The organism is Roseateles sp. GW821-FHT09B06 (assembly GCF_059418245.1).
In genome coordinates this window covers 1-12055 of the sequence record NZ_JBWKPM010000049.1, presented here as the reverse complement: position 1 = coordinate 12055, position 12055 = coordinate 1, and the positions used below count along the sequence as shown (strand labels likewise).

14 protein-coding genes are annotated in these 12055 nt (G+C 70.7%); 8 read left to right on the top strand and 6 right to left on the bottom strand.

Going from position 1 to position 12055, the window contains the following annotated elements; translation table 11 throughout:
* Positions 1 to 192 precede the first annotated feature (192 nt).
* Positions 193 to 2502 (bottom strand): helicase-related protein, encoded by a 2310-nt coding sequence (locus AC07OQ_RS24065; protein ID WP_495055676.1) that lies wholly within the window; start codon positions 2500 to 2502, stop codon positions 193 to 195.
* A 180-nt stretch (positions 2503 to 2682) separates the two neighbouring features.
* Between AC07OQ_RS24065 and AC07OQ_RS24060 the strand changes: the two genes are divergently transcribed.
* The 3 genes from AC07OQ_RS24060 to AC07OQ_RS24050 all read left to right on the top strand — a co-directional run bounded on the left by AC07OQ_RS24060 (position 2683) and on the right by AC07OQ_RS24050 (position 3930).
* A complete protein-coding gene (locus tag AC07OQ_RS24060; RefSeq protein WP_495055675.1) occupies positions 2683 to 3150 on the top strand; it encodes an SRPBCC family protein in 468 nt (155 codons plus the stop codon).
* Between the two features lie 28 nt (positions 3151 to 3178).
* Positions 3179 to 3580: a VOC family protein gene (locus tag AC07OQ_RS24055; RefSeq protein WP_495055674.1), complete on the top strand. Its 402-nt coding sequence runs from the start codon at positions 3179 to 3181 to the stop codon at positions 3578 to 3580.
* Positions 3581 to 3747: 167 nt separating this feature from the next.
* Entirely contained in the window at positions 3748 to 3930 is a 183-nt protein-coding gene (locus tag AC07OQ_RS24050) for a hypothetical protein (RefSeq protein WP_495055673.1), read from the top strand.
* Here AC07OQ_RS24050 and AC07OQ_RS24045 read toward each other — a convergent pair.
* Positions 3912 to 4871, bottom strand: coding sequence for a LysR family transcriptional regulator (locus tag AC07OQ_RS24045; protein WP_495055672.1), 960 nt, complete (start codon positions 4869 to 4871; stop codon positions 3912 to 3914). The two genes, AC07OQ_RS24050 and AC07OQ_RS24045, sit on opposite strands and share 19 nt — an antisense overlap.
* Positions 4872 to 5003: 132 nt before the next feature.
* On the opposite strand from AC07OQ_RS24045, the gene AC07OQ_RS24040 reads away from it, so the two are divergent.
* Entirely contained in the window at positions 5004 to 5864 is an 861-nt protein-coding gene (locus AC07OQ_RS24040) for an oxidoreductase (protein ID WP_495055671.1), read from the top strand.
* 16 nt (positions 5865 to 5880) lie between these two features.
* On the opposite strand, the gene AC07OQ_RS24035 is transcribed toward AC07OQ_RS24040, so the two are convergent.
* The gene (locus AC07OQ_RS24035; RefSeq protein ID WP_495055670.1) at positions 5881 to 6789 is read right to left on the bottom strand and encodes a DMT family transporter; all 909 of its coding nucleotides are present in this window, start codon (positions 6787 to 6789) and stop codon (positions 5881 to 5883) included.
* Positions 6790 to 6878: 89 nt separating this feature from the next.
* On the opposite strand from AC07OQ_RS24035, the gene AC07OQ_RS24030 reads away from it, so the two are divergent.
* The gene (locus tag AC07OQ_RS24030) at positions 6879 to 7355 is read left to right on the top strand and encodes an Lrp/AsnC family transcriptional regulator (RefSeq protein WP_495055669.1); all 477 of its coding nucleotides are present in this window, start codon (positions 6879 to 6881) and stop codon (positions 7353 to 7355) included.
* A 29-nt stretch (positions 7356 to 7384) separates the two neighbouring features.
* A complete protein-coding gene (locus AC07OQ_RS24025) occupies positions 7385 to 8542 on the top strand; it encodes a DSD1 family PLP-dependent enzyme (RefSeq protein ID WP_495055668.1) in 1158 nt (385 codons plus the stop codon).
* Position 8543: 1 nt separating this feature from the next.
* Here AC07OQ_RS24025 and AC07OQ_RS24020 read toward each other — a convergent pair whose 3' ends face one another.
* Complete coding sequence (locus AC07OQ_RS24020; protein WP_495055667.1) at positions 8544 to 9173, bottom strand: YitT family protein; 630 nt, start codon at positions 9171 to 9173, stop codon at positions 8544 to 8546.
* A 46-nt stretch (positions 9174 to 9219) separates the two neighbouring features.
* Complete coding sequence (locus tag AC07OQ_RS24015; RefSeq protein WP_495055666.1) at positions 9220 to 10098, bottom strand: alpha/beta fold hydrolase; 879 nt, start codon at positions 10096 to 10098, stop codon at positions 9220 to 9222.
* Positions 10099 to 10237: 139 nt separating this feature from the next.
* Here AC07OQ_RS24015 and AC07OQ_RS24010 point away from each other — a divergent pair, with 139 nt between their 5' ends.
* Positions 10238 to 10828: a YceI family protein gene (locus AC07OQ_RS24010; protein WP_495055665.1), complete on the top strand. Its 591-nt coding sequence runs from the start codon at positions 10238 to 10240 to the stop codon at positions 10826 to 10828.
* Positions 10829 to 10910: 82 nt separating this feature from the next.
* Positions 10911 to 11270: a YciI family protein gene (locus AC07OQ_RS24005; RefSeq protein ID WP_495055664.1), complete on the top strand. Its 360-nt coding sequence runs from the start codon at positions 10911 to 10913 to the stop codon at positions 11268 to 11270.
* Between the two features lie 139 nt (positions 11271 to 11409).
* On the opposite strand, the gene AC07OQ_RS24000 is transcribed toward AC07OQ_RS24005, so the two are convergent.
* Positions 11410 to 11925 carry a hypothetical protein gene (locus AC07OQ_RS24000; protein ID WP_495055663.1) on the bottom strand — a complete coding sequence of 172 codons (516 nt, stop codon included), beginning with the start codon at positions 11923 to 11925 and terminating at the stop codon, positions 11410 to 11412.
* Positions 11926 to 12055 lie beyond the last annotated feature (130 nt).

Sequence of the window (12055 nt, the reverse complement as noted above, 5' to 3'; positions counted from 1 at the left end):
AAGCGCTCGGCTGCGTTCATCGATCCTCCGGCATGAAGTTGAGAGGATCGCATTATCTACTTTATGACACAGTAAGATTAACGAAACTTGCCGCGCATTTCAGCACAGGACCGTTCAAGCGTCCCAGCCATCGCCGGTCAAGCCGCCGCTGGAAACCGTACTGGGTGTTGCTCGTGCATCCGCGCCTCAGGATCACGCCCGCCGCTGCTGCCCACCCCCGCCTCTGCCGCCCCGCATCTGCCACAGCGGCTTCTTGCCCTTCAGATGGCGCTCGATGCCGTCGTTGAGCCGGCCGCGCAGGTCCACCACCGCGTCCACGCTGCCGTAGATGCCGGGGAAGCGCAGGTCCAGCCATAGCCACAAGGTGCAGGAGCGCAGCGCCTGCTCCATGCGGTCGAGCCGGCTGTGCTCGTCCACATCGCTCAGGAACCAGGGCTGGCCGGCCTGGCCGCTGCGGGCATGGCGGGCGGTCCAGTCCAGGAACTCCTGCACCTGGGCCGGCGTGCGGCTGTCCACCGGCGCCTGGGCGTAGATGAAGCGGGTCTTCAGCGGCAGGCCGGCGGCGGCCTCGTCCAGCAGCTCGGCCAGCTCCAGCATCTGCTCCAGCTCGGCCACCGCGAAGTGGGCGTCGTCCAGGCGAAGCTGGTCCACGAACACGTCCAGCACCGCGCGCAGCTTGCTCAGGCCCAGCTGCGAGGCGATGGTCTGCACATGCCACCAGTTGGGCGCCACCGCGGCCTTGAAGTCGCGCGGCGCGCGCGGGGTCTTGGGCAGCAGCTCCTTCAGCGTGCGCGCCGCCGCGGGCTCGGCCTCGCGCAGCACGCCGACGAAGCCCTCGTCGAACATGCCGTAGCGACCGGCGCGGCCGGCGATCTGGTGCGTCTCGGAGACGCTCAGCGCGCGGTCGCCCACGCCGTCGAACTTGGTCATGGTGCTGAACAGCACGCGGCGGATCGGCAGGTTCAGCCCCATGCCGATCGCGTCGGTGGCCACCAGGATATGCGAGGCCCCCTCGGCGAAGCGCTCGGCCTCGCGGCGCCGCACCTCGGGCGGCAGCGCGCCGTAGATCACCGAGACCGGATGGCCGGCCGCGGCGATCTGGTCGCGCAGTATCAGCACCTCGCGGCGGCTGAAGGCCACCACCGCGTCGCCCTTCTTCAGCGCGGCGATCGGCACCGGGGCGCTCATCAGCTGCACCTCCTGCTTGCGCTCGAAGCTCTTCACCGTGCAGCGCTCGCCGGCCAGGCCCAGGAGGTTCTCGATCGCCGGCACCGCATAGGCGCTGCAGATGATGATCAGCTCCTTGGCCGGCACCGCGACGATGGCCTGGGTCCAGGCCCAGCCGCGGTAGGTGTCGAACAGCATCTGCGCCTCGTCGATCACCGCCACGTCGATCGGCTTGTTGGTGTTCACCATCTCGATGGTGCTGGACACCACGCGCGCGCCGTCGGCCGGCACGCTCTCCTCGCCGGTCAGCAGCGAGCAGGGCACGCCGCGGCCCACTAGGCGGTCGCGTCCCTCCAGCGCCAAGAGGCGCAGCGGCGCGAGATAGGCACCGTCCTGGGCCCGGGCCAGGCGCTCGAAGGCCGCATAGGTCTTGCCGCTGTTGGGCGCGCCGACATAGAGCGTCACCTGGCGCTGCAGGCGCCGCGCGATCTCGAAGCTGTCCGGGTAGCCGCGGAAGGCCAGGGTGCTATTCAGGCGCGCCAGCGCGCCCTGCTCCTCGACATGGCGCTCCCAGCGGTCCTGCGCGCGGGTGCAGGCGGCCTTGAGCCGGTCGATCGGCTGCGGCGTCGCGCATTCGGCCTGCAGGCGCGGCAGCAGGGAGGCCAGCTGCTCGGCCGTCGCGCCCAGGGACTCGCTGCGCTCCAGCAACTGGTTGACATGCGCCAGCAGCGGCTCGGCATGCTCGTAGGCCGGCTGCTGGCCCAGGGCGGCGCGCAGCGCGGCGGCGTCGCCGTCGCGGTAATAGTCCCACAGCGCCGCCACCTGGGCCGGCTCGGCCAGCGGCACGCGATAGAACACCTGCAGCTGCCAGTCTGACTGGGCCGGCTTGAGGATGCGGTTGCACAGCCGGCTCCAGCCCAGGCCCTCGCGCAGCACGCCCAGGCTTTCCAGATGGGCGGCGCGCTGCTGCATCAGCGCGCGCACCGTGGGCGTGCCGCCCACGGCGTCCAGGTGCTGCAGCGCGCTGGCGATCAGCCGCGGCTCGATCCAGCGGCTGGGCCGCGCGCCCGAGACCGCCTTCTGGATCATGATCAGGCCCAGGCGGTCGAGGTCGGGCTGCTTGTGATGCGGCTCATGGCCGCCGCCGCCCTCGTCCAGATCGGCCGGGCTCAGCACATGGGGCAGCTGGTAGGCCGACTGGCGGATGCGCTGCCACTGCTCCGGGCCCACCTCGGCCGGGATGCGGGCGGCATGGCGCGGGTTGGGCAGGGCGTAGGAGGGAGGCGGCGCTGCGGCGGCGGCGGGGGAATGCTGGAATTCGGTATCGGACTTCACGGTAGGAAGTGGAACACATGCCGGGGCCCCGCCAAACTCGCGATTGACGCGCCCGGGCCGGATCGCTCCAATCGGCGCATTCGAAGGGGTGGGCCGGCCGGCCGTCGATGCGGGCTCCCGCCATTCGTCGTGTTGACGGAGCGCCAAGCTCTGCACCCCACCACCAAGGACCGAACGACCATGAGCACCGCCAACGCCACACCGACCACCCTGCGCCTCCACCGCGTCCTGCGCGCCCCGCCGGAGCGCGTCTACCGTGCCTTTCTCGATGCCGGCGCCTGGGCCAAATGGCTGCCGCCGCATGGCTTCACCGGCCAGGTCCACGAGATGGATCCCAAGGTGGGCGGCCGCTACCGCATGTCCTTCACCAACTTCACGACCCAGCAGCGCCACGGCTTCGGCGGCAGCTATCTGGAACTGGTGCCGCACGAGCGCATCAGCTACACCGCCACCTTCGAGCCCGAGCTGGGCCTGCCCGGCGAGATGCGCACCACGGTGACGCTGCGCGAGGCGTTCTGCGGCACCGAGATCCATATCGTGCAGGAAGGCGTTCCGGCCGTGATCCCGGCCGAGGCCTGCTATCTGGGCTGGCAGGAGTCGCTGACCCTGCTGGCCCAGCTGGTCGAGCCCGAGATCAAGGAAGGCTGAGGAGCCGAGCGCCGCGCGCGCATCCACCATGTATTCCCATGTCTATCTCGGCGCGGCCGACTTCGAGCGTGCCCTCGCCTTCTACACGCCGGTGCTGGCGAGCCTCGGCCTGGCGCCGCGCTTTTGCGAGCGCGAGGGCCGCCGCTGGGCCGGCTGGCAGACGCCGGGCGCGGCCCGCCCGCTGTTCCTGATCGGCGAGCCCTACGACGGCCGGCCCCACCGGGCCGGCAACGGCCAGATGGTGGCCTTCCTGGCCGCCAGCCGGGCCATGGTGGACGCGGTGCATGCCGAGGCGCTGCGCCGGGGCGGCCGCTGCGAGGGCCCGCCGGGCCCGCGGCCGCAATACCACCCGAACTACTACGGCGCCTATTTCCGCGACCCCGAGGGCAACAAGCTCTGCGTGGCCTGCCACGAGGCCGAGGGTGGCTGAATAGGCGTTCCAGACTCAAAGGAGACCTGGGCCCTGAGCGGCGAGACGCCCGCGCGCCCCTGAACAAGCGGCGGGCGCGGTCAAAAAGCACGGCCCCCTGTACGGCGGACGCCCGGGGGTCTAGGCTTGCGACTGGCGCCGGCCTCCCGGCACAAGCATCGTCTCCCATGAGCGACTCCGCCAGCATCAGCCCGCGCAACCCGCCGCGACCCGGCGATACCAAGACGCCCGAGGACCCGGAGCCGGGCCTGCTGCCCGTCGACCCCGACCAGGGGCCGCTGCAGCAGCCGGTGCTGCCCGAGCCCGAGGGCGAGGGCGCCGGCGGCGAGCCTCAGCGTCCGGTGGTCTGAAACGCCCGCAGCTCGTCCGGCCGCAGGAAGAAGGCGCTGTTGCCCGCCACCCGCTGCACCGCCAGCTCGATGAAGGCCCGCACCCGCGCGGGCTGGGCAACGCGGCTGCCGTAGTAGAGATAGAGGCCGAGGTGTTCGGCCACATGCGCGGTGAGCAGCGGCACCAGGTGGCCGGCCCGGATCAGCGGGGCCGCCGCGATGCCCACCAGCTGGCCGATGCAATGGCCGGCCAGCACGGCCTGGGTTTCCATCTCGATGTCGTTGGTGCTGAGCGCGGCCGGCAGGTCGCGCGCGACGATCTCGCCGTCGACGGCGAACTCCCAGGGCATCAGCTTGCCGCTGCCGGGGCGGCGAAAGCCGCTGCAGCGGTGCCGGCCCGAGCTCAGGTCGGCGATGCTGGCGGGCGCGCCATGGCGCGCCAGATAGGCCGGCGCGGCGCAGACGATCAGCTGCAGCGCCAGCAGGCGCCGCGCGATCAGGCCCTCCTCCGGCGGCGCCCCGGCCCGCAAGCCCACGTCCACCCGGTCTTCCACCCAGTTGCCCAGGCGGTCGTCCAGCCGCACATCGGGCTCCACCTCGGGATGCCGGCGGCAGAACTCGTCCAGCAGCGGCCATAGCAGGGGTTGGGCGATGAAGCGCGGCGCCACGATGCGCAGCGGCCCGGCCAGCTCCTCGCGGTCGCGGCGCGCGCCGTGCAGCGCGCGCTGCAGGCTGTCCAGCCCCGGCTGCGCGGTTTCCAGGAAGCGCTGGCCCTCCTCGGTGAGGCTGAGCTTGCGGGTGGTGCGGTGGATCAGGCGCACGCCCAGATGCGCCTCCAGCTGGTTCAGCGCCTGGCTGGCGGCCTGCGGCGTGATGGCCTGGGCGGCCGCGGCCTGGCGCAGGCTGCCCAGCTCGGCGGCCTTGATGAAGGTGGCGATGGCGCGCAGTTCGTTGAAGGCCATGGCGGGATTGTCACGAATTGCTTGCTGATCAATGACGGGATTGTGGGCTAGTTGGCGCGCAATCCAAAACCTACATTGGCTTCACGCACCCAGCGTGAGCTTCACCAACCCCCGCAACAAGGATCGAACATCATGAGCAGCCCCCAAGATTTCAAGCGTGTCTGGATGATCACCGGCGCCTCGCGCGGCATCGGCGCGCGCATCGCCGAAGCCGCCCTGGCCAACGGCGACGCCGTGATTGCCACGGCCCGCGACACGGCCTCCCTGCAGCAGCGCTTCGGCAGCAGTCATCCGGCCCTGCTGGCCGTGCCGCTGGACGTCACCGACGAGGCCCAGGCGGCCCGGGCCGTCGAGACCGCGCTGGCGCGCTTCGGCCGCATCGACGTGCTGGTCAACAACGCCGGCTTCGGCCTGCTCGGCGCGGTGGAGGAAGCCAGCGGCGCCGAGGTGCGCAAGCTCTACGAGACCAATGTGTTCGGCCTGCTGAACGTCACCCGCGCCGTGCTGCCCGCGATGCGGGCGCGCCGCAGCGGCCATGTGATCAACATCTCCTCGCTGGGCGGCTACCAGTCCTCGGCCGGCTTCGGCGTCTACTGCTCGACCAAGTTCGCGGTCGAGGGCCTGACCGAGGCCCTGCATGCCGAACTGGCGCCGCTGGGCATCCATGCCACGGTGGTGGAGCCGGGCTATTTCCGCACCGACTTCCTGGAAAGCCAGTCGCTGACCGTCTCGCCGAAGATCCTGGACGACTATGCCGCCAGCGCCGGCCAGGTGCGCGAGGCGGCCAAGCGCATCAGCCTGAACCAGCCGGGCGACCCGCAGCGCCTGGCCCAGGCCATGGTGCTGCTGGTCGAGGCCTCGCGCCCGCCGCTGCGCCTGCCGCTGGGCAGCGATGCCCTGCAGGTGATCGGCGCCAAGCATGCCCGGGTCGAAGAGGAAACGGCCGCCTGGCGCGGGCTCTCGGCCTCGACCGACTTCCCCAAGGGCGAGTGAGCGCGGGGAGCGGGCGTCAGCGCTCCTGCGCGGCCGGCGCCGGCCGGCCGCGCCAGCTCAGGCCCAGGCCGACGCCCAGATTGCCCAGCGCGATCAGCGCGATGCCCAGCCATTGCGCCAGGCCCAGCTGCTGGCCGTAGAACAGGTGGTCGACCCCCAGCGCGATGGCCGGGTAGATGAAGGACAGCACCGCCACCCGCGGCGTGGGCAGGCTCTGGATGGCCGAGTAGAGCAGGATGTACATCAGCCCGGTGTGCAGCAGGCCCATGCCGACCAGCCAGGCCCAGGGCGCCGGCGTCGTGGGCAGCGCCGCGAAGTCGACCAGCGGCAGCAGCAGCAGCACGCCCAGGCTCACCTGCAGCAGGGCCGTCAGTTGCGGCGGCACGCCGGCCAGGCGCTTGATCACCAGCGCGGCAAAGGCATACAGCAGGGCCGCGCCCAGGGCCATCGCGAAGCCCAGCAGGGCATCGCCGCGCAGCTCGCCCAGCGCGCGCGGATCCACCCCGACCAGCAGCAGCAGGCCGACGAAGGCCGTGGCGATCCAGGCCAGGCGCGCGGCCGTGACCCGCTCGCCCAGCAGCAGCACCCCCAGGCCGATCAGCATGAAGGGCTGGGTGTTGTAGACCGCGGTGGCGATCGAGATCGAGGCGTGGCGGAAGGCGCCGAACAGCAGCACCCAGTTGAAGACGATGAACACCCCGCACAGGGCCGACAGCGCCAGCATGCGGGGCGTGAAATGGCGGCGCTGCAGCAGGCCGGTGGCCGCGCAGTACAGCGCCAGGCTGAGGGCGCCGAACAGGCAGCGGAAGAACACCACATTGAACGGCGCCTGACCCGACTCGAGCACGAAGGCCCCCACCGTGCCGGAGATCGCCATGGCCGCCGCCATCTGCAGGCTGCCGCGTTGCTGGGGAGTGATTTGCATGCCCCATTGTCTTGGCGGTGGCCCGAATTTCACCTAGGCTTATCTCGGCAGATTTGCCGGATCCGCCTTCAAATCCACAGAGATTTTCGATGCCAGCCTTGGATTCCATTTCAACCGATGCGCTCGATGCGCGCCTCCTCACCCTGCTGGCCGGCGACGGGCGCATGCCGCTGAGCGAGCTGGCGCGCCAGGTCGGCCTGTCGGCACCCAGCGTCACCGAGCGGGTGCGCCGGCTCGAAAGCGAGGGCGCGATCCAGCGCTACGCCGCCGCGCTGGACCTGGAGCGCCTGGGCTACCCGCTGCTGGCCCTGGTGCGGCTGCGGCCGGTGCCGGGCCGGCTGCGCGACGTGGAGGCCCTGCTGCAGAAGACGCCCGAGTGCATCGAATGCGACAAGGTCACCGGCGAGGACTGCTTCGTCGCCCGCTTCGCGCTGCGCTCGATCCGCCACCTGGACCAGGTGCTGGAGCCCTTCGCCGACTGCGCCGAGACCAATAGCGCGCTGGTCAAGTCCACGCCGGTGCCGCGCCGCCTGCCGCCCCTGTCGGCCCCGGGCGGGCGCCCCTGAGGCGGCCCAGGCACTACCATGGCCACACCATGAGCGCCAACGCCCACAGCCCCCAGATGCCCGCGCCGCCGCCGGCGGCGCGACCCGGCGACCCGCTGTCGGCCGTCGACACGCCGGCCCTGCTGCTGGACCTCGATGCCTTCGAGCGCAATCTGGACCGCATGCAGGCTGCGGCCGATGCCGCCGGTGTGGCGCTGCGGCCGCACGCCAAGGCGCACAAATGCCCGGAGGTCGCGAAGGCGCAGATCCTGCGCGGCGCGGCGGGTATCTGCTGCCAGAAGGTCGGCGAGGCCCTGCCCTTTCTGCGGGCCGGCATCACCGACATCCACATCAGCAACGAGATCGCGCTGCAGCCGGCCAAGGCGGCCTTGCTGGCGCGGATGGCCTGCCACGGGCGCTTCAGCGTCTGCGTCGACCATGTGGACCAGGTGGCGCTGCTGGCCCGCGCCGCCGCCGAGGCCGGCAGCCGGCTGGGCCTGTTCGTCGAGATCGATGTCGGCCAGGGGCGCTGCGGCGTGGTGGCCGATGCCTTGGCCGTGCGGCCGCTGGTGGACGTCATCGCGGCGCATTGCGCGCAGCTGGAGTTCCGCGGCCTGCAGGCCTACCACGGCGGCATCCAGCACCTGCGCGGCCATGCCGAGCGCGGCGCGGCCGCGGCCCGGGCCGCCGAGCGCGCCGCCGCGGTGCGCGACGCCTTGCTGGCGGCCGGCCTGCCCTGCCCGGTGGTCACCGGCGGCGGCAGCGGCAGCGTCGAGTTCGACCTGGCCGGCGGCGTGTTCACCGAGCTGCAGCCGGGCTCCTACGCCTTCATGGATGGCGACTACGGCCGCAACGAGTACGCCGGCTCCTTGCGCTTCGAGCATGCGCTGTTCCTGGCCAGCACGGTGATGAGCGTGGGCGACGGCGCGCGCTGCATCGTCGATGCCGGGCTCAAGTCCCTGGCGGTCGACTCGGGCCTGCCCCAGGTCTGGGCCGAGCCCGATCTGGCCTATGCGGCGGCCAACGACGAGCATGGCATCGTGCGCGCGGCCCGGTCCGGCGCGTTGCTGCCGGCGCTGGGCAGCCAGCTGCGGCTGCTGCCCGGCCATTGCGACCCGACCCTGAACCTGCACGACGAACTGCTGGCCTGCCGCGGCGAGCGCGTCGAGGCGGTCTGGCCGATCGCGGCGCGGGGCCTGAGCCGCTGACTCACAGCACCGCGTAGCGCCCCGGGCGGTGGTTCACCGCGATGAACAGGTTCATCACCACCGCGGCCAGCACCGAATAGGCCACCCGCTGCGGGTCCACCACGAACAGGGCCAGCAGCACGATGGCGCAGTCGATGCCCATCTGCACCTTGCCGGCGCGCCAGCCCCTGGCGCGCTGCAGGTAGAACGAGACGATGGTGGCGCCGCCCAGGCTGGCACGATGGCGCGCCAGGAACAGGCAGCCCGAGCCCAGGAGCAGCCCGCCCAGCACCGCCGCATAGCCCGGATGCAGGCGCTCGATCGCGAACAGCCGCGGCGAGAACTCGGTCAGCGCCGACAGCAGCGCGATCGCGATGAAGGTCTTGAGCGTGAACTCGCGGCCCATGCGCGTCCAGGCGAACCAGTAGAAGGGCAGGTTGATCAGGAAGAACAGCTTGCCCAGGCCGATGCCGGTGGCGTAGTGCAGCACGAAGGCCGCGCCGGCGGTGCCGCCGGTCAGCAGCCCCACCTGGGCGAACAGGACCAGCGCCAGCGAGACGAAGAGCACGCCGGTGAAGATGGCCTGGGCGTCTTCAAACGGGGTATGGCTGCGGATCGAGGGGTCGGCGGCGGTCACGGCGGGCTCGGGCATGGTGAGGAGGGAGGTGCAGGAAGCATGCCACGCAGGCATGGCATTCCTAGGCCCACCCCGCCGCCGCCGCGATGCCCTGGCGGAAACGGGCCCACAGCGGCTCCGGCAGGTCGTGGCCCATGCCTGGCACCACGTCGAGGCGGGCGCCGGCGATCTTGCGCGCCAGGTCCTGCCCGCCGGGCAGGGGCACCAGCGGGTCGGCGTCGCCGTGGATGATCTGGGTCGGGGCCTGGATCTGTGCCAGCAGCGGCGAACGGTCCGCGTCGGCGGCCACGGCGGCGAGCTGGCGCAGCAGGCCGCGCGGGCGGTGGCTGCGGCGGATCGCGCGGTCGACCCGCGCCTCGATCCAGCCGGCCGGCGCCGGATAGGCCGGGCTGCCGATCAGGCGCACGAAATCGGCGCTGTGGGCCACCAGGCCCTCATGGTCGCGCGGCGGCCGCGCCAGCAGGCCCGAGCGCACCCTCAGGGTGGGCCCGGGCAGGCGGCGCGAGCCGCTGCTGGTCATCATCAGGGTCAGGCTCTTGACGCGCGCCGGATGCCGCGCCGCCAGGTGCTGGGCGATCATGCCGCCCATCGAGGCGCCGCAGACATGGGCGCGGGCAATACCCAGCGCATCGAGGATGCCGCGCGCATCCTCGGCCATGTCCGCCAGGGCATAGGGGCTCTTCACCGGCAGATGCAGCAGGTGCAGCATGGAATTCAGCCCCAGATGGGGCACGCCCAGCTGATCGAAGTCCTGGCTCAGGCCGATGTCGCGGTTGTCGAAGCGGATCACGCGAAAGCCGGCGGCCACCAGCTGATCGACGAATTCGTCGGGCCAGCCCAGCAGCTGCATGCCCAGGCCCATGATCAGCAGCAGGGGCTCGCCATTGGGCGGGCCATGGTCCTCGACCTCGAGGGCGATGCCGTTGGCGCAAATCTGCATCGGGGGGACTCCGTCGTCGTGATGGCTTCCATGGTAGTCGGCCGGCGCCGGCGAGAATGTGCCGCGCCGTCGATATCCGGCCGGCCCGGACGTCGTGCCGACAGGAGGCCGGTATCCATCGGCCCGAACCGGAGATGCCATGAACCCCTTATCCAAGATCCGCCGCCTTGCCCTGCTCGGCGTCCTGGCGGTCGGCCCGGCCCTGGCCGCGCCGGTCGACTACGAGATCGACCCGCAGCACACCTTCCCGAGCTTCGAGGCCGACCATATGGGCATCTCGGTCTGGCGCGGCAAGATGAACCGCAGCAGCGGGCGGGTGGTCTATGACAAGGAGACCGGCGCCGGCCGGGTGGAGATCGAGATCGATCTGGACGGCGTCGACTTCGGCCATCAGCAGCTCAACGCTTGGGCGCGCGGCGGCGATTTCTTCGATGTCGCCAAGTATCCGAAGGCGGTCTACAAGAGCCGCATCGAGCCGGAAGCCCAGCCGAGCCGGCCGCGCCAGGTGCTGGGCGAGCTGAGCCTGCATGGCGTGACGCGGCCGGTGAACCTGACCCTGCACTGGATCCGCTGCATCCCGCATCCGCTCAACAAGCGCGAGCTGTGCGGCGCCGATGTCAGCGGCAGCTTCCAGCGCGACGAGTTCGGCCTGAGCGCCGGCAAGGACTACGGCTTCAAGATGGACGTGCAGCTGCGCATCCAGGTGGAAGCGCTGGCCAGGCAGTCATGACTTCCGGCAGGGTTATCGGGGTGTCGTCCACAATCGCCGCTGCTCATCTTCCTCGTCCGGGAAACATCCCAGGGAGACCCCGATGTCTTACATGCTGCTGATCATGGAACCCTATGGCCAACGCCAGGAGCGCGGCCGCGCCAATGGCGAGAAGGCCTGCCAGACGATGATGGACTTCGCCGCCGACCTGCAGCGCCGCGGCCTGCTGGAGGGCGCCAACTCGCTCGCCTCAACCAAGAACGCGGCGCGCGTGCAGATGCAATCCCCCGGCAAGTCCCGCCTGATGGACGGTCCCTTCGCCGAGGTCAAGGAGATCATCGGCGGCTATTTCATCGTGAACTGCGCCACCCGTGAGGAAGCCATCGCGATCGCCGAGCAATGCCCGGCGGCGCAATGGGCGACGGTGGAGGTGCGCAGGCTCGCGCCCTGTTACGAAGATTGATTGAGGGTGGGCGCCGGCGCCTGGGTGATGCGACGCGAACTGCCGAAAAGCCGCCGCTCAACAAGTTTGCGCCGGCGGACCCCGCCGGCAAGGCGCTTGGGCGAAGGGGTAGGCGTCGTGCCGGGACTTGCGCCCTCGATCAATCCTTCATCGGTGCGCGCCGGTACAAGACCTTGAACTCCGTGTTCCAGGAGTTGCCCTCCGGTCGCTCACGGCGGATTTCAATCGACTCGGAGTCTCTCAGGCGCCAGACCGAGCGATAGGCAATCTTCGCCGGGTCCGCTCGAGCCGGCACGGGGAAGACGAGCTCCTCGCCGACATGCTGAGCCTCGAGCCGACGATGGCTTCCGTCGGAGCCCCAGATGTAGTAGACGACCCGAGCGTTCTTCTCGTCCCAGGCGAACAGCGAGTCGCCCTCGAACAAGGTGGCTTGGCTGCCGTCTCTGAGCTGCGCCAGCACAGACGTGCCGCGGATGAAGCTCCCGAACTGTGACGAGTAGCAGTGAGTGTGTTGGCTTGATCTCTCGGGGAGGTGCCCCGTCCAGCAGGAGCCGACGACGCTGCGAAACCAGCCAAAGCCAGCGGGCAACTCCTGCCCGAGCAGCGGAAGAGGCGCGGCGAGGGGCAGCAGCAGCAGCAATCGGGTGATCACCATGTCGAACACTCCACCGGGGGTGTGGCGAAGCATAACGTCCGCTCGATGCAGGCGTTAGCCATCGCGGTTTGGCAAGGTAAGTGCAACACCGTCTCCAAAGAAGGTAGGGAGCTGGCCATAGTGCAGAGAC